The organism is Paraburkholderia sp. SEWSISQ10-3 4, assembly GCF_030464785.1.
Classification (GTDB): Bacteria; Pseudomonadota; Gammaproteobacteria; order Burkholderiales; family Burkholderiaceae; genus Paraburkholderia; species Paraburkholderia aspalathi.
This window is the reverse complement of record NZ_JALPRI010000039.1, coordinates 22,500-39,208: the sequence shown is the minus strand read 5'-3', so window position 1 is coordinate 39,208 and position 16,709 is coordinate 22,500. Positions and strand designations below refer to the sequence as shown.

Here is a 16,709-nt window from a genome sequence, read left to right as displayed (position 1 = left end):
CAAAGAAAGTAAGTGCCGCCCCGCACAGGGGCAACGCTAATAAACCACTAACAAATCAAGGAAAGGCCAAAGCCCCAGGAACACAGACAAAAGCGCCGCGCAGGCAAAAAACCTCAAAAACACAAAACCGAAACTTGATACCCAAACCGGCTAACAGTCTCAATCCGAACCTCCGGCACATCATCCGAAAGCTTGCGCCGCAACCGTGACACAACAAGATTGACACTCGAAGGATCGACGTCCTCCTTCTCAGGCCAGGCATAGCGGATCAGCTGATCCCTGGCCACCGGCGCATTAACCTGCCTCAGCAAACACTCAAGCAGAAGAAACTCCCGCCGCGTCACGCCAACACGCCGGGCGCCACAAACAAGCTCCCGGGTAGCCGCATCCAAAGATGGCCCACCCACAGCCGGTAAAACAGAAGCGACAGCAGAAGCAAAACCACCACCCCCAACCCGCTGCAAAGCAGCCATCCGCTCATGCATTTCAATAAACGAATAAGGCTGGCAAAAGCACGCATCCGCGCCGGCGCGCAAAACCTTCGTGCGATCCTGAGCGGTCGCCGCACCGAGCACAGCAACAATCGCCGCCCCGCTCCCGGCAGTAGCAAACTCCCCAATGAACCCATGCAACGCAGAATAAGACCCAACTTCGAGCACCATCAAAACAATCGCATCGAACGGTTCCTGCGAGGCAAGAAAAACCCCATCCCGCAGATCGTCGGCCCGTTGCAGACTATGGGCGCTCTCCTGCAGCGCCTTGAACAGCCACGCCGCTTCCGGATGAGAAGGTCCAACGAACAGGACGCGCATTCACCACCCTGCCAGAGCAAAGAAATTGACCACCTTCATGCGAGCGTCCTCGACCAGCATTCGATGGAAATCCTGGTGCCGGGCTGCGCATTGCCGATTTTCATCGTGAAGTCATGCACCCGCATCACTGCCGACACGATGCTCAATCCCAGCCCTGATCCGGCCAGATGCCGCGTACTTTCCCCGCGATAAAACCGCTGCAGAACCGCATCGCGTTCATCCGCGGCAATGCCGGGCCCGTTATCGACAATGTCCACCTGAGGCCCAGCCGACGTCTGTCGAAGTTCCATGCACACCACGCCCCCTTCAGGCGTGAACTTGATCGCGTTATCCACCAGATTGCTCAAGGCCTCGAACAGCAAGGCGCGATCACCATGAACCGCATCAACCGGCTGTACATGCACAGACAGCTGAATAGAACGGCTTTCGGCGAGCGGTTCATATAGTTCACCGACTTCCTGCATCAGCGTCTCTAACTGCATTTCGCCGAATCCACCGCGCCGCTGCAGCGTGCCGATCTCGGAGATACGCAACATCGCGCGAAACCGGTCGAGCAATGCATCGGTCTCGATGCGCGCGCGCTCCACCAATTGCGAGAGTGCGGCATCGTCGAGCGTATCGGTACGCTCCGCCACATGTGCCAGCAAGGTTCGCACATGCGCGAGCGGCGTGCGCAGATCGTGCGCGATACCGTCGCACGCACCCTTCACCTCATTCATAAGGCGTTCGACTTCCGCGAGCATATGGTTCACCAGATGCGCGAGCATATCCACTTCGTCGCGTCCGCCGATCGGCAAGCGCTGCGCGAGATCGCCCTGCGCAATACGCTGCGTGACGCGCCGGATCGCTTTCAGCCGGCGCATCTGCCGCACGCTCAGCGCCAGTCCACCTGCCACGCCTGCAAGCAGGCACACGATCCCGCCGCCCACCAGCGCGTTGATGATGGTCTCGCGAATCCGCAGGATGTGCGTCAGATCACGCGCGATGACAAGCGTCGAGCCGTCCTTGCGCCGCTCGGCCATGGCGCGGACCACCGGCGCCTCGTCGTTGCGCGCCATCGAGAGCACGAGATCGAGCGTCTTGCCAGTACGATTGATAGGCAGTTGCGACGGATACACCAGCACGTCCCCAGCCAGCAGACTGCCGTCGGCCGCGAACAGGCCGTAGTAATTGGTGTGCATGCGCTCATGTTCGATACGGCGGTGAATCGCGTCGGCAAGGCCGGAGTCGGGCAACGAATCGAAGTAGACCAGTTGCCAGTCCATCACCACATCGGTCTCGCGCTCCATGTCGCCGGTCACGGCCCAGCCGATATAGCCCAGCAGCAGCATCACCGAAAGCGAAAAGATGACGGCGTAAACCGATAGCAGGCGAAAGGTCGTGGAATGCCAGCGCCGCCCGAGCGCTGATTGAGCCGGGAAGGTTGTGTCCATCAAAATGCCCTGCTCATGCGAGGATATAACCCGAGCCCCGCACGGTCTGGATCATTGGCGTGACGCCGGGTGGGTCGATTTTTTTGCGCAGCCGGCCCATGTGCACGTCGATCAGATTGGTGCCCGGGTCGAAGTGATAACCCCACACCGCTTCGAACAGCATGGTGCGCGTGATGGTTTGCCCCGCATGCCGCATCATGAATTCGAGCACGCGATATTCGGTGGGCAGCAAGACGATCTCTTCTCCGTCGCGCTGAACCTTGCGGGAAATCAGATCGAGTTCGAGCGGGCCGACCCGCAGATGCGTTTCGAGCGGTGCTGCCGGCGTTTGGCTGCGGCGCAACAGCACCTCGAGACGCGCGGTCATTTCTTCGGGGTCGAACGGCTTGGTCAGATAGTCGTCACCACCGGCGCGCAGGCCGCGCACCCGTTCATCCACATCGCCTAACGCGCTCAACATCAGCACCGGCGTTTGAATGCCGATACTGCGCATGGTGGTGAGAATCGTGAGGCCGTCCACGCCCGGCAGCATGCGGTCGAGCGTGATCACGTCGTAGTCTTCGCTGATCGCGCGCGCCATGCCGTCGCGGCCATTGGCCACCCAATCCACGGTAAAACCACGGCTTTTCAGCTCACCGACAATTTCATTCGCGGTAATTTCATCGTCTTCGATCGTCAGTACTCGCGACATGATCATTGCATGCGCCACCGCCAGCTCTACCGATGCAAGCGGCGGGCGCGACCGGTTATCAGTAGAAGGACATGATGCCATATTCGGCTTGCGCGTTCAGAGCACGGGCGTGCGATTCGACGGGTGTCGCCGCTTAGCCAAAGTGCCTGCCAGCAGGCTACGCGCAGCTGCATAGCGGATGAATATCCGCTTCATGAAGAAAAATTTAAGTTCGCCGCAGGGCCGCTAAAACTGACGACGAAACGATAAAACAAATTTCATTTTCCCGACGCCGCTCCGGTAGGTCGCCTCCACTAGCCTACTGCCATCCCGCTGTTTTCTTTGCGGTCCGACTCGAACCTTATCGTGGATGGTATGAAAATGAAGCTCGCAACCAGAACCCTCGTCACCACCCTCCTGCTGATCGGCAGCGCATCGGCGATGGCTTCGCCGGCGCTCACGCAGCAGCAATGCAATGACTACCCGTTCAAACCGCTCAAGGGCGAAGTGACGCACAAGCAGTTGATGAACGAGCTTGGCGAGCTGGAAGCGGTCGGCTACAGCCCCAACAACGACGACGACGAATACCCCAGCGATCTGCAGCAGGCAGAGCAAAAGCTGCAAGCCGAGTATCGTGCGGACTGCTTGCCGGCCGCGCATGCGTCGACAACCGCTACGCAAATGCCGGCCGGTGCGGCGCCCGCGCAAGCGGTGAATCAGCCGGCCGGCTAAACGCCGTGCTCGACTCAGACGGCGGCCGCGCCCAGGCGCAACGTGGCCGCCGTCACGTCACCGGCCATTCGTCAACCGGCCGCTTTCGTTCGGTTGCCGCGGTGCGCGCCGCTCGTCACGCTTACGGCGCAACTCGGCAAGTCGCCGTTTGCTATACGTTAGCGAGGCGACCGCATGAAACGCGACCGGTGCGAATACGAGGCCGAACAGTGTGGCCGCCAGCACCCCGCCGAACACACCGGTGCCGATCGAGCGACGGCTTTCCGCACCCGCCCCGCTCGACACCACCAGCGGCACGACGCCCAGCAGGAATGCTGCCGATGTCATCACGATCGGCCGGAAGCGCGCGGCGGCGGCTTCGGTCACGGCGCGCGTCAACGGCAGGCCGCGGCGATACAGATCGCGTGCGAACTGCACGATCAGAATCGCGTTTTTCGCCGCGAGGCCGATCACCGTAATCATGCCGACCTTGAAGTACACGTCGTTTGGCATGCCCCGCAGCAGCATCGCGGCGATTGCGCCGATCACGCCGAGCGGCACCACCATCAGCACGGCAAGCGGAATCGTCCAGCTTTCGTACAAGGCAGCCAGCGCCATGAACACGGCCAGCAGCGACAGGCCAATCAGCAACGGCGTGAGCTGCGCCGCCGCGGTTTCTTCACGCGCCGCGTCGACCCAGTCATACGAGACCCCGACCGGCAACGAAGCCGCAAGCCGCTCCATCTCCGCCATCGCAGCGCCCGAACTGTAGCCGGGCGCCGCGTGGCCGCTCACGTCGAGTGACGGGTAGCCGTTATAGCGCGTCAGCATCACCGGACCGATGCTCCAATGACGCGACGCAATCGCGGACAACGGCACCATGCCGCCGGACGAGTTCGGCACGGCGAGCGCCATCAGATCGTCCTCGGTCATCCGCGTGGCGGCGTCGGCGGAAATCATCACACGGCGCATCCGGCCACCGGCGGGAAAGTCGTCGATATAGGTCGAGCCGAAGGTGCTGCCCAGCACGTCGGTGATCCGGTCGAACGGCACGCCGAGCGCATACGCTTTCGCACGATCGATAACAAGTTCAACGCGCGGCGCATCCGGCAGATCCTCCGAATGCACCGAGGCCAGCACCGGGCTCGCCTTGGCCTGCGCGAACAGGTGCTCGCGCGCTGCCTTCAGCGCATCCAGCCCGACTCCGCCGCGATCTTCAAGCCGGAACACGAAACCGTCCGAATGCCCGAGTCCCGGCACGGAAGGCGGCAATTGCGCCTCCACGTTGCCGTCGAGAATCTTGTCGAACTTCTCGTTGAGCCGTTCGCGCAAGGCCATCGCATCGATGTCGCGCTTGCCCCAGTCTTTCAGTTCGACAAAGCCCATCGCCACGTTCTGACCGCTGCCGGTAAAACTCCAGCCGATCACACTGGTGACGTGCGCGACCGCCGGTTCGGCGTGCAGGATCGTTTCCATGCGTTGGACCACCGCGAGCGTACGCGCCTGCGTCGCACCGGCCGGCAATTGCACCATCACCTGCAACTGGCCTTCATCTTCGCTCGGCAAAAAACCACCAGGCATCTGCCAATAGAGCGCGACGCACGCGCCGACCAGCACGGCATAGATCGCCAGCATCGGGCCGATACGGCGCAGCGTACGCGCGGTCAGCCCGCGATAGCCGCTTGCGGCCCGATCGAAACCGGTCGTGAAGCGGCTCGCCGCTCGCGCCGCGAAGCCGAGCAGGCCACGGCGGGCATCGCGTTGACTCACCGGGTGCTTGTGCGCTTTCAGCAGATTCGCGCAGAGCGCGGGCGTCAACGACAAGGCCATAAACGATGACACCAGCATCGACGCGATCATCGACACCGCGAATTGCCGGTAAATACCGCCAACGCCGCCCGGAAAGAACGCCATCGGCACGAACACGGCAGTCAGCACCGCCGTCACGCCGACGATCGCGCCTCCGATCTGCGTCATCGCCTTACGGGTGGCCTCGCGCGGCGGCAGGCCCTCCTCTTCCATCACGCGATGCACGCTCTCCACCACCACGATCGCGTCGTCAACGAGAATCCCGATTGCGAGCACCAGGCCGAACATCGTGAACACATTGATCGACAGGCCGCAGGCGTACATCGCGAGAAAGGCGCCCATCAGCGTGACCGGAATCACCACCGTCGGTACCAGCGTGTAGCGCAGATCTCGCAGGAACAGCCACATCACGAAGAACACCAGTACCACCGCCTCAGCCAGCGTGACGAGCACCTCACGAATCGCGATCTTCACGAAATGCGCGTTGTCGAACGGAATTTCGACTGCAACGCCCGGCGGCAAGCCTTTCGATAGTTCGGCAAGCCGCGCGCGGATCGCGTTGGACGTCTCGAGTGCATTTCCGCGCGGTCCGAGTTGAATACCGACGGTCGCCGCGGCCTTGCCGTTCAGGCGGGAGTAGAACGAGTAATTGTCGCGCCCCAGTTCGACCCGCGCGACGTCCCGCAAGCGCACCGCCGAGCCGTCGGGCAGCGCCTTCAGCACGATCTGGCCGAACTCGGCGGGCGAGATCAGTTGGCCCTTCACGCTCACCGAGGCCGTCAATTGCTGCCCTGGAACGAACGGTGCGTCGCCTAGCGTGCCGGCCGTTACCGTGGCGTTCTGCGCCGCGATCGCGGCGTTGACTTCCGCGGCGCCGAGGCCGTACTCGCGCAGCTTCATCGGATCGAGCCAGATGCGCAACGCTTCGTCCGCGTCCCACAACTCCGCCGCGCCCACGCCCGGCGCGCGCTTCAGTTCGCGCAACACGTAGCGGCTCAGGTAGTCGCCCAATTGCGCGGAATCGCGCGAGCCATCCGTGGAGGTCAGCGCGACCAGCATCAGAAACGTATTGGCCGCCTTGAAAACGGTGATGCCCTGCTGCACGACCTGTTGCGGCAAGCGCGGCTCGACCTGCTTGAGACGGTTCTGGATGTCGACCAGCGCGAGGTCCGGATTGGTCCCTGGCGCAAACGTCGCGTCGATCTCGAGATCGCCCAGGTTGTCGCTGGTCGTTTCGTAGTACAGCATATTGTCGGCGCCATCGAGACTCTCCTCGATGATGCTGCCGACGTTGGCATCGACCACTTCAGTGGCGGCCCCCGGATAGGTGGCGCTGATCACGATGCGCGGCGGCGCAAGACGCGGATACTGCGCGACCGGCAACTGCGGAATGGCAAGCGCGCCCGCCACGACAATGGCGAGCGCAACAATCCATGCGAAAACCGGGCGGTCGATGAAGAAAAATGGCACGCAAAAAATCCGTTCAGATTGTCTGGAGACGCGGCGCGTCAACGAGGCGGGCCATATGCAGCACGTCGGCCAGTACGCCGTCGCGCATTGCATAACCGCGCGAGCGGCCTTCTTCGACAAAGCCGAACTTGCGGTACAGCGCGATCGCCGACGCGTTGTCGCAGAACACCGAGAGTTCGATGCGGCGCAAACCGAGCGACGCATCGGCGCATTCAGTCAGCGCCCGCAGGAGGGCCGAGCCGACACCGCGCCCATGATACGCATCGTGCACAGCCACTCCTAAATGCGCGCCATGCGCACGGCTCGGACGGTAAATCTCCAACCCGGCGTGCCCCACCATGCGACCGTCGAGACACGCGCACACACTCACACCGCGCTTGAGTTGCTTCTCGCGCCACGCGCGGAGCTGTTCAATGTGGCGATAGCCAACTGAGAGCGTGCCGCGCCGCACGCCCGGCAGGCTCATGATCTCGGCAAACGCCTCCATGTCGGACGATTCAAGCGCTCGCACCGTGATGCGATTCTCAAGCGCCGCGTCGCTTTGCAACGTTTCTTCTTTCATGGCTTTAATCCGTTGCGACATTGAGTGCTGAAGGCGCCGACATCAACGGTGCAGGCTCACGCAACCGCGCCATGAAATAACAGTCGATCAGCACGCCACGGCGCAACACGGCGCCACGCTGATGCACTTCGATCTCGAAGCCGAACTTGCGATAGAGTGCAAAAGCCGCATGGTTATCGGCGAAGACGAACAACTCGAGGCGGCGCAGACCCAGCCAGTTGTCGGCAAGATCGATCAGTTCAGTCATCAGCGCATTGCCGATGCCGCGCCGGTGCCATGCGTCGTGTACACCAATGCCGAGTGACGCGGCATGCGCGCGGCGCCCTTTGAAAGGCGTGAGCTCCGCTTGACCGACCAGTGTGTCGCCGACCATCGCCGCGATCGCGATTTCGGGGGCCGCGAGTTCTTCAAGGTATTCGCGCGTACTGGCAATCGTCTGAAACGGCACGTGTGGATTGCCGTTCACGACCGCCGGCAACTGCAGCAATGCGTGGTATTGCTCCACGTCGGCCACGCGCAACGCGCGCAGCGTCAGGCCCTCAGGCAAGCTCCCAGAATTAGATTTTGTTCTTATCTCTTGATTCATAGGCTCATAACGTCAATTCGAATGACCTCGTCAGAATGCCGGGTAATTGCATGCCGCCGGTGGCGCGCTCACCCCATGTCGAATCGCTCAACAACAATTCCGCTTGCGCGCCGAGTTGTTCAAGTTCACTGCCGAGCACACGGTACAGGCTATCGTCGAATCGCATGGCTTCAAGCGGCGCGACGATCTGCCCGTTCTCGACCCAGAAGGTTGCGAAGCGCGTCATGCCGGTCAGGCGGCAATTCATCCGGTCCGAGAAATTCACGTACCAGAGGTTGCCGATGTAGAGACCGGTATCGAGCTTCGCCAGCACGTCCTCTTCCAGCAGATCGCCCGCTTCCATCGAGAGCGCCGCTGGCGACTCGTTCGCCAGCGCACCGTTGGGCGTCAATCCATACTCGCGCGCGCTGCGCGCATTGGTCAGGCGTTCGGCACTGCGGCCCGCCTGGATCAGCGGGACGCTCTCGCGCAAATAGCCGTCGTCGTTGAAGCCGGGTGTAATGCCGAGATTCAGATCTTCGCTGATCGTGACGCGCGGGTCGACTACGATTTCTCCCACGTGCAGCTTGTACAACTCGCTGCGCGACGTGGCCTGAGCGCGTGCGGAGAAACCGCTCCATGCCGCCACGCCAAGCAATTCCGCGAGCGCTGCGGGCGCCAGATATGAACGATAACGCCCCGGCGCCAAGGTGCGCGGTGTGCGCGCGAGCACCGAGAGACGCGTTGCGGCCTGCTCGACCTTGTGCGCGAAAACTGCGTCGCTCCAGTCGTCACCCGCGTATGTGGTTTTGATCGCGCGGCCACTCGGGTCGTATAGCGACCAGCTGAAATTGAAGTTGTCGACTTCGTACCAGCCGCGGCTGCCGTTCGTGGACGCAAAACCGCGCACAATCGTGCCGCCCGCGTAAAAGCCGACGAAATCCAGCCCTTGCGCGCATTCGGCAACGGTGCGCAACAGGCCGCCCGGCTCCGGCAGCTTGCCCGAACGCTGCGTGGCGCGCTGCCATTGCGAGGTGTCGAACAGCAGATGCGGATCGTCCGCCGCGCCGCGCAGGCTTTCACGCAAGGTGGCAAGCGCCGCGCTCACGTCGTCGAGATCCTGTTGCAGATCGCCGCAGACGGTCAGCGTCGAATAGGCCTGGCGCGCACCGTCGATCAAACGCAAAGTCAGCTTGCCTTGCGAGACACTGCCGATCTGCCGCACCTTGCCCGAGTTGAAGCGGATAAAGTCGGACTGCTCGCCGGCAAATGAACTCAGCGTGATTTCCGCACCTTGCTGCAGGCGTTCGATAGCATCGGCCAGCGACGTGAAATGCTGCTGCCAGTCGATCGAAGGACCGGTGCGCGAGGAGATGAATTGGCTCATCAAGCGCCTCCGAACACGTCGATATTGCTGAACACGCAAGCCGGCGAGGCGTGGCCCACGCGAATGATCTGTGCCGGTTCGCCCTTGCCGCACATGGACGTACCGTACACCTCGCGCGTTTCCGCGTTCCCCACCGCGCTCAGGCTGCGCCAGAAATTCGCCGAGATGCCGCGATAATTCGGCTGTTTGACAACCTGGGTGAGCTTGCCGTTTTCGATCAGTTGACCGAACTCGCAGCCGAACTGGAATTTGTTGCGATGGTCGTCGATCGACCAGGACGTGTTGGTGCGCATCAGAATGCCGTGCTCGATGTTGCCGATCATTTGCTCCAGAGAACTCTCGCCGGGCTCGATGTTCAGATTCGCCATCCGGTCGATCGGCGGCCGGTTCCAGTTCGACGCGCGTGAATTCGCCACGCCCGCCATATGCGCGCGTTGCTGCGAAAGTGCGCCGCCGAGCGGACGTTCGAGCACGCCGTCGCGGATCAGATACTGCTTTTTCGCTTCAGTGCCGTCGTCGTCGAATGCGTACGTGGCGGCTTCCTCGCGCAGTTCCGGGTCGAAGGTCACGTTCAGCAGTTCCGAACCGTAGCGATACGAGCCGAACATTTCTTTCTTGACGAAGCTCCAGCCGGCGAAGTTGCGCTCGTCGCCGAGAATGCGGTCGAGTTCGAGCGGATGGCCGATCGATTCGTGAATCTGCAGCATCATCTGATCGGGCATCAGCAGCAAATCGCGCTTGCCTGACGGGCAATTCGGCGCGGCCAGCAATTGCAGCGCTTCATTGGCGACACGCGCGCCCGAGCCCTCGAAGCCGAAGCGTGTCAGCACTTCCATGCCGCCCTGCCCCAGGGTGCCGTAGTTGCCGCCGAGGGTGCGCACCTGCGTATCGCCATCCGCGTGGGCAGCCACGCTCAATTGCGGCATCACGAACTGGAACTGCTGATCGATGCGCACGCCGTCGCTGGTGATGTAGAGCTGATCGGTTAGCGTGATCTGCACGGCCGCGACACGCTCGACAATGCGTGCATCGAGATTCGCACCCGCGCACTCCACGCTCAAGCGGTCCAACCATTCGGCGCGGCCCGGCAATGCAAGCTGCGCGTTCGGCGACACATAGTGGCCGCTCATCACAGGACGCACTACCTCGCGATGGTCGATCAGCGACAAGGCCGCACTCGCTTCGGCGCGAGCCGTGGCGAGATCCAGCGCTTCCTGCAGACCCGCTGCACTCAGATTCGCGGTAGCCGCATAGCCTGCACCCGCGCCCACCCATGCGATCAGCATCGCGCCACGATCGCGCACGGTGCGCATGGGCTGCGCGACGTCGTTGCGGATCTCGTGATCGTCGATCTGTTCATCGACAATGCGCAGCGACCAGAACGCCGCGCGGCTCGTAAGCGACCGGGCGGCTTGCGCCCAACGTTCGTCAATCATTAACGGTTCCCGTAGGAGTCTTTGCTGCCCCCGCCGGCGACACGATCAGCGACGACGCGAGCAGCGACTGGGTATAAGGATGCGACGGCGCGTGCAACACATCGAGTGTGTCGCCGGCTTCGACGATGCGTCCTGACTTCATCACGATCACACGATGCGCCATGGCTCGCATCACCGCCAGATCGTGCGTAATGAACAAATAGCTTAGCTTGTACTTTTTCTGCAGATTTGTCAGCAGATTCAGCACCTGTTTCTGGATGGATACATCGAGTGCACTGGTCGGCTCATCGAGCACCAGCAATTCAGGCTCGACCGCGAGCGCACGCGCGATCGCTATACGCTGGCGCTGGCCGCCGGAAAACTCATGCGGGTAGCGCAACATGGCGTCCGCGGGCATGCCCACTTCTTCCAGCAGGCTACCCACGCGTGCGCGCCGCGCCTTGGCGTCCATGTCGGGCTGATGCATGGTCAGGCCTTCGCCGATGATCTGCTCCACCGTCATACGCGGCGACAGGGAACCGAACGGGTCCTGAAACACGACTTGCATGCGCGAATACAACTCGCGGCGGGAGCGCGCGGTTTTCAGGGAGGCAAGCGGCAAACCGTCGATATGGATATGACCGGCGGCCGGTCGTTGCAGACCGAGCACGGTGGCCGCCAGCGTCGATTTTCCCGACCCCGATTCGCCGACGATGCCGAGCGTTTCACCGCGCCGCACGCTCAGGTCCACGTCGTGCACTGCGCGGAACGTGGAGCGGCCGAACATGGAGCGCCAGCCTTTCGCGGAGGTGCTGTAGTCGACGGCGAGTCCCTGCACTTCGAGCAAACGCCGCGCATCCGGCTCGACCGGCTCCACCGCACGTTGCGGCTCGCTATCCAGCAGACGCTTCGTGTAGGGATGCTGCGGGTTGGAGAACAACGCTTCGGTTGTATTGGTTTCGACCAGCACGCCCTTTTCCATCACCGCGACGCGCTGCGCGAAACGCTTCACCAGATTCAGGTCATGCGTGATCAGCAGCACGGCCATGCCACGCTCGGCCGCTTCCTGTTCCTGCAACGCGATCAACAGATCGACGATCTGCTGACGCACGGTGACGTCGAGCGCGGTGGTCGGTTCGTCCGCAAGCAGCAGACGTGGCCGGCACGCCAGCGCCATGGCGATCATCGCGCGCTGCCGCTGGCCGCCGGACAGTTGATGCGGAAAACTGTCGATGCGCCGTTCCGGCTCGGGAATGCCCGTGCGCCTGAGCAACTCGATGCCGCGCTTGCGCGCCGCGTTCGGCCGCAAGCCTTCGTGCAGGCGCAAACTTTCGGCGATCTGCTTGCCGATCGTGAAGAGCGGATTGAGCGCCGTCATCGGCTCCTGAAACACCATCGCCACGTCGGCACCGCGCAGACCGCGCATTTGCTGCTCGGTCTTCTGCAGCAGATCTTCACCGTCGAGCAGCATGCGGCCGCTGAGATCAGCATGCTCGACAAGACGCAGAATCGACAATGCAGTGACGCTCTTGCCGGAGCCCGATTCGCCGACCAGGGCGACGCGCTCTCCGCGCGCGATCGAGAGGCTGAGTTCATGCACGGCGATCTTGTCGCCGAAACGTACGGAGAAGCGGTCGATTTCCAGCAACGGCCGGTTTGGTTTGACGTCGCTCATCGCGGGCCTCCGCCGAAGGCCGAACCGCGTTTGCGCGTATCGAGCGCATTGCGTAATGCGTCGCCCATGAAGGTCAACAGCAGGAGCGTGATCACCAGCGCGGCGAAAGCCGAAACCGAAATCCACCAGGCGTCGAGGTTGTTTTTGCCTTCCTGAAGCAGTTCGCCGAGGCTCGGCGTAGGCGGCGGCACACCCAACCCAAGGAAGTCGAGACTGGTCAGCGACAGAATCGCCGCGCTCATGCGAAACGGCAGAAACGTGATCACCGGCGTCAGGCTATTCGGCAGCACATGGCGCCACATGATCTGCCAGTTCGAGAGACCCATGGTGCGTGCCGCTCTCACGTAGTCCAGTGAGCGGTTGCGCAAAAACTCGGCGCGCACATAGTCGGAAAGCACTAGCCAGCCAAACATCGAGAGAAGAATAAAGAGCAGCCATAGCGTGGGCTCGAAGATCGACGCGAAGATGATCAGCAGGTACAGGTCAGGCATCGAACTCCATATCTCGATCAGACGCTGGCCGATCAGATCGGTGCGGCCGCCGTAGAAGCCCTGCACCGCGCCGGTCAATACGCCGATCAGCACACCGGATACCGTGAGCGCGAGCGCCATCAGCACCGAGAGCCGGAAACCGTACAGCAGCCGCGCAAGCACGTCGCGGCCGTACTGATCCGTGCCGAGCCAGTTGCTTCGAGTGGGCGGCGCCGGGTACGGATGGGCCGCGAAGTAGTCGATCGTGTCGTAATGGAAATGATTCGGCGGATAGATCGCGAAGTTGCCATTCGATTCGAGTCGCGAACGGATATACGGGTCGAGGTAATTCGCGCGCGCCGGAAAATCGCCGCCGAAAATCTTCTCCGAGTAGTCTTTGACGATAGGAAAGTAATAGTGCCCGTCATAGCGGACAATCAACGGACGATCGTTGGACAGCACCTCGCCGAACAGGCTGATGACGAACAGCGACACGAAGATCACAAGGCTCCAGTAGCCGAGCCTCTGCCGCTTGAAGCGCAGCCATGTACGCCGCCAGGGAGACGGCGACGCCACGTGCGCCGCGCCGGACTGATCAGCGGTCCAGGCGGTTGAATTGGATGCGGGGGTCGACGAGGACATAGCAGACGTCAGCAATGAGTTTGGTTACGAGGGCGATCAGCGTGAACAGAAACAGCGAACCGAGCACGACCGGATAGTCACGGCGAATCACCGAGTCATACGAAAGTTGGCCCATGCCGTCGAGCGAGAACAGGGTTTCGATCAACAGATTGCCGTTCAGGAAGGCGCCGACGAAGGCTGCCGGCAAACCGGTCAGCAACGGAATCGCAGCATTGCGCAGCACGTGTTTCCACAGCACGTCGCGCTCCGGTGCTCCTTTAGCGCGTGCAGTCAATACGTATTGACGTCCTATCTCCTCGAGGAAAGTATTCTTGGTCAGGATCGTGACGATCGCGAAGTTGCCCACTACTGAAGCCGTGACCGGCAATACGATGTGCCACAAATAGTCGAGCAGCTTGCCGAACGCACTGAGGTCGTTGAAGTTATCCGAGGTGAGGCCGCGCATCGGAAACACCTGCCAGAAGGTGCCGCCGCCGAATAGCATCAACAACAGCACACCCAGCACGAAGCCGGGAATCGCGTAACCGGCAAGCACCAGCACACTGGTCACGGTATCGAAGCGCGAGCCGTTGCGCACTGCTTTCGCAATGCCTAACGGCACCGATATCAGATACGTGAGCATCACCGTCCATAAGCCGAGCGTGATCGACACGGGTAGCTTCGATTTGATGACATCCCACACGCTGTCATGCTGATAGTAGGACTGGCCGAGATCGAAGGTCGCATAGCGCTTGAGCATCAGAACGTAGCGCTCGAGCGGCGGCTTGTCGAAGCCGAATTGCTTCTTGATCTGCTCCAACTGCTGCGGATCGACACCCTGGCTGCCGTGATAGCCTCCGCCGCCCGACCCCGCCTCTCCGCCACGGCCAGCGCCGTGGCGGAGTTGCGTCATCACCTGTTCGACCGGCCCACCCGGTACGAACTGCGTGACGACAAAGGTCAGCGTGACCACACCGAGCAACGTCGGCACCATCAACAGCAATCGTCTGAGAATGTAGGCGAGCATGATGTTCCTCAGTGGGCCGTGGCCGTGGTTGAACTCGCGGATTGCGCGGCCTGGAGTTTCTGTGTCGCTTGTGCGCCCGGCGCTTTCGCGTACCAGTAGTCGATGACCCAGTCTTCGTACTGGTAGGAATTCGGCACGGTCTTCGGAAAGCCGAGGGTGGTCTTGTAGCCGATGCGCGCCCCCGGCGAGTAGTACTCCGGCACCAGGTAAAACGAATAGATCAACACGCGATCCAGCGCACGGGTGGCGGCTTCCAGATCGTCGAGATTAGTGGCGGTAAGCGCGGAGTGAATCAACGAGTCGACTGCCTTCGAACGGATGCCCGTATAGTTCTCGGAGCCGACTTCGGACGCAGCCGCACTGCCGAAGCGGCGCGTCAGTTCGGCGCCCGGAATCGTGACCGGCGGATAGATGAAGGTGGTCATGTCGTACTCGAAATTGTCCAGACGTTTCTCGTACAACGCGCTGTCGATTTCGCGCATATGGGCCTGAATGCCGAGCATGCCGAGCGCCTGCATATACGGCAGGATCAGACGATCCATGCCGGGCTGATCGTCCATGATCTCGATCGTCATCGGCGTACCGTTGGCGTCGCGCAATGCGCCGTCGCGATAGTGCCAACCGGCTTGCGCCAGCAGATCACGCGCGACGCGCAAATTGCCGCGCAGGGAATTCGGTGGAATCGTGTCGGGTTGTTTGAGCATCGGGCCGAACACTTCAGGCGGCACGCTGCCGCGCAATGGTTCGAGCAGCGCCAGTTCCTTCTCACCCGGCATGCCGGTCGCGCCGAACGGACTGGCCTCGAAATAGCTGTTCGTGCGCCGGTATTGACCGTAGAACATCATCCGGTTCATCCAGTCGTAGTCGAGTGCCAGCGTCAGGGCATGACGCACGCGCGGATCCTGAAACATCGGCTTGCGCATATTCATCAGCATGCCCTGCATCTGCGCGGGGCCGTCGGCGAATTCGCCCTTCTTCAGCAGTCCGTTGTCGAAGTTCTTGCCGACATATTTGCGCGCCCACTGCGTCGCGCTGTATTCGACGATGACGTCCGCATCGCCCGCCTTGAAAGCTTCGAGTTGCGTGTAGTGGTCGCGGTACAGGTTGAACGTGATGCGCTCGAAACGGAACATGCCACGTCGCGAAGGCAGATTCGCCGCCCAGTAGTCAGGGTTGCGACGATACGTGATCTGCTTGTCGTTTTTGCGGCTCTCGATCAGATAGGCGCCGCTACTGATCGGCGGCATGGAAGAGATCTGGTCGAATGGCAGACGCTTGCCATCGGGTTGCATCCCCCACTTCGGCGAGAAAATCGGCAGGTCGCCGGCAATCAATGGCGCATCGCGTTCGGCATGCTTGAAATCGAAGCGGATCGTGCTCTTGTCGATTACCGTCGCGCTTTTGATGATCGAGAACTGCGCGTTGAAAAGCGGCGAAGCCTGCGGACTCGTCAACGTGTCGTACGAATACTTGACGTCAGCGGCCGTGATCGGATCGCCGTTCGAAAAGCGCGCAGCGGGATTGATATGGAATGTCGCTGACGTCAGATCCGATGCGACTTCGACATCGTCGGCGATCAGCGGATATTCGGAGGCCAGTTCGTCCCAGCTACGCTGCATCAGCGTATCGAACATCAGATTCTGGATGTCGGGCGCGGGCGCGCCACGCACGAGGAACGGATTCAGCGAATCGTAAGTCTGCAGTTCGCTATAGTTTTCGAAACTGAGCGAGCCGCTCGCGGGCGCGTCGGGATTCGCGTAATCGAAGTGCGTGAAATCGGCGGGATATTTCGGTTGGTCGTACTGTGAAATCGACGGTTTTGCCTGCGCCGCCGTCGGCATCGCTCCGCATACCGCTAGTAGGCCAGGCGCAGCGGCAATGACGAACGAGATGCTCGCGGCGCGGCGCACTGCGCCGAGCAAACATCCAATCGCGTCGTGCAGGCGCAACAGTCCGGAATTCATCATTCTTTTCATCAGCCCATACAGTGCGCACCGGCTCGTGACCTGCGCGCGATTCGTCCTGCGGCACGAGTACAACCTGTTGGCTTTACCGGTGCACGCTGGTCCATTGCGACGACAG

General features: G+C 61.7%; 13 protein-coding genes. 1 reads left to right on the top strand and 12 read right to left on the bottom strand.

The annotated features are described in order from the left end of the window. Positions 1-113: 113 nt before the first annotated feature. The 3 genes from M0D68_RS36015 to M0D68_RS36005 are packed head-to-tail and all read right to left on the bottom strand — an operon-like array spanning position 114 to position 2,936. A complete protein-coding gene (locus M0D68_RS36015; protein ID WP_093647190.1) occupies positions 114-812 on the bottom strand; it encodes a response regulator transcription factor in 699 nt (232 codons plus the stop codon). A 35-nt stretch (positions 813-847) separates the two neighbouring features. Next, positions 848-2,245: a HAMP domain-containing sensor histidine kinase gene (locus M0D68_RS36010; protein ID WP_266226845.1), complete on the bottom strand. Its 1,398-nt coding sequence runs from the start codon at positions 2,243-2,245 to the stop codon at positions 848-850. 13 nt (positions 2,246-2,258) lie between these two features. Next, on the bottom strand, positions 2,259-2,936 hold the full coding sequence (locus tag M0D68_RS36005) for a response regulator transcription factor (protein ID WP_200621590.1): 678 nt from the start codon (positions 2,934-2,936) through the stop codon (positions 2,259-2,261). A gap of 360 nt (positions 2,937-3,296) precedes the next feature. On the opposite strand from M0D68_RS36005, the gene M0D68_RS36000 reads away from it, so the two are divergent. After that, positions 3,297-3,647: a DUF4148 domain-containing protein gene (locus M0D68_RS36000; RefSeq protein ID WP_200621589.1), complete on the top strand. Its 351-nt coding sequence runs from the start codon at positions 3,297-3,299 to the stop codon at positions 3,645-3,647. A gap of 57 nt (positions 3,648-3,704) precedes the next feature. Here the strand turns inward: M0D68_RS36000 and M0D68_RS35995 are convergent, their stop codons facing one another. Genes M0D68_RS35995 through M0D68_RS35955 form a run of 9 tightly spaced genes read right to left on the bottom strand, consistent with a single transcriptional unit; the run spans position 3,705 to position 16,468 of the window. Then, positions 3,705-6,905: a multidrug efflux RND transporter permease subunit gene (locus tag M0D68_RS35995; protein ID WP_266226843.1), complete on the bottom strand. Its 3,201-nt coding sequence runs from the start codon at positions 6,903-6,905 to the stop codon at positions 3,705-3,707. A gap of 13 nt (positions 6,906-6,918) precedes the next feature. Beyond that, the gene (locus M0D68_RS35990; protein WP_200621587.1) at positions 6,919-7,467 is read right to left on the bottom strand and encodes a GNAT family N-acetyltransferase; all 549 of its coding nucleotides are present in this window, start codon (positions 7,465-7,467) and stop codon (positions 6,919-6,921) included. Positions 7,468-7,471: 4 nt separating this feature from the next. Further along, a complete protein-coding gene (locus M0D68_RS35985) occupies positions 7,472-8,014 on the bottom strand; it encodes a GNAT family N-acetyltransferase (protein WP_307850281.1) in 543 nt (180 codons plus the stop codon). Between the two features lie 43 nt (positions 8,015-8,057). Further along, positions 8,058-9,419, bottom strand: a complete 1,362-nt coding sequence (locus M0D68_RS35980) for a TldD/PmbA family protein (RefSeq protein WP_211704001.1) — start codon at positions 9,417-9,419, stop codon at positions 8,058-8,060. Further along, positions 9,419-10,855 (bottom strand): TldD/PmbA family protein, encoded by a 1,437-nt coding sequence (locus M0D68_RS35975; RefSeq protein WP_266226841.1) that lies wholly within the window; start codon positions 10,853-10,855, stop codon positions 9,419-9,421. Before M0D68_RS35975 ends, M0D68_RS35980 begins: the two co-directional genes overlap by 1 nt. Beyond that, positions 10,848-12,509 (bottom strand): ABC transporter ATP-binding protein, encoded by a 1,662-nt coding sequence (locus M0D68_RS35970; protein WP_093647176.1) that lies wholly within the window; start codon positions 12,507-12,509, stop codon positions 10,848-10,850. The genes M0D68_RS35975 and M0D68_RS35970 overlap by 8 nt, the downstream gene beginning before the upstream one ends. Beyond that, positions 12,506-13,621 (bottom strand): ABC transporter permease, encoded by a 1,116-nt coding sequence (locus tag M0D68_RS35965; protein ID WP_093647174.1) that lies wholly within the window; start codon positions 13,619-13,621, stop codon positions 12,506-12,508. Before M0D68_RS35965 ends, M0D68_RS35970 begins: the two co-directional genes overlap by 4 nt. Then, entirely contained in the window at positions 13,575-14,627 is a 1,053-nt protein-coding gene (locus M0D68_RS35960; RefSeq protein ID WP_093647172.1) for a microcin C ABC transporter permease YejB, read from the bottom strand. The genes M0D68_RS35965 and M0D68_RS35960 overlap by 47 nt, the downstream gene beginning before the upstream one ends. Positions 14,628-14,635: 8 nt before the next feature. Next, entirely contained in the window at positions 14,636-16,468 is a 1,833-nt protein-coding gene (locus M0D68_RS35955; RefSeq protein WP_266226846.1) for an extracellular solute-binding protein, read from the bottom strand. Positions 16,469-16,709 lie beyond the last annotated feature (241 nt).

What these genes read in the sequence shown, in the direction of transcription:
- M0D68_RS36005 (WP_200621590.1), bottom strand. Translation starts at nt 2,936, where the DNA reads ATGTCGCGAGTACTGACGATCGAAGACGATGAAATTACCGCGAATGAA.
- M0D68_RS36015 (WP_093647190.1), bottom strand. Translation starts at nt 812, where the DNA reads ATGCGCGTCCTGTTCGTTGGACCTTCTCATCCGGAAGCGGCGTGGCTG.
- M0D68_RS35970 (WP_093647176.1), bottom strand. Translation starts at nt 12,509, where the DNA reads ATGAGCGACGTCAAACCAAACCGGCCGTTGCTGGAAATCGACCGCTTC.
- M0D68_RS35955 (WP_266226846.1), bottom strand. Translation starts at nt 16,468, where the DNA reads ATGCCGACGGCGGCGCAGGCAAAACCGTCGATTTCACAGTACGACCAA.
- M0D68_RS35980 (WP_211704001.1), bottom strand. Translation starts at nt 9,419, where the DNA reads ATGAGCCAATTCATCTCCTCGCGCACCGGTCCTTCGATCGACTGGCAG.
- M0D68_RS35960 (WP_093647172.1), bottom strand. Translation starts at nt 14,627, where the DNA reads ATGCTCGCCTACATTCTCAGACGATTGCTGTTGATGGTGCCGACGTTG.
- M0D68_RS35965 (WP_093647174.1), bottom strand. Translation starts at nt 13,621, where the DNA reads ATGTCCTCGTCGACCCCCGCATCCAATTCAACCGCCTGGACCGCTGAT.
- M0D68_RS36000 (WP_200621589.1), top strand. Translation starts at nt 3,297, where the DNA reads ATGAAGCTCGCAACCAGAACCCTCGTCACCACCCTCCTGCTGATCGGC.
- M0D68_RS35990 (WP_200621587.1), bottom strand. Translation starts at nt 7,467, where the DNA reads ATGAAAGAAGAAACGTTGCAAAGCGACGCGGCGCTTGAGAATCGCATC.
- M0D68_RS35975 (WP_266226841.1), bottom strand. Translation starts at nt 10,855, where the DNA reads ATGATTGACGAACGTTGGGCGCAAGCCGCCCGGTCGCTTACGAGCCGC.
- M0D68_RS36010 (WP_266226845.1), bottom strand. Translation starts at nt 2,245, where the DNA reads ATGGACACAACCTTCCCGGCTCAATCAGCGCTCGGGCGGCGCTGGCAT.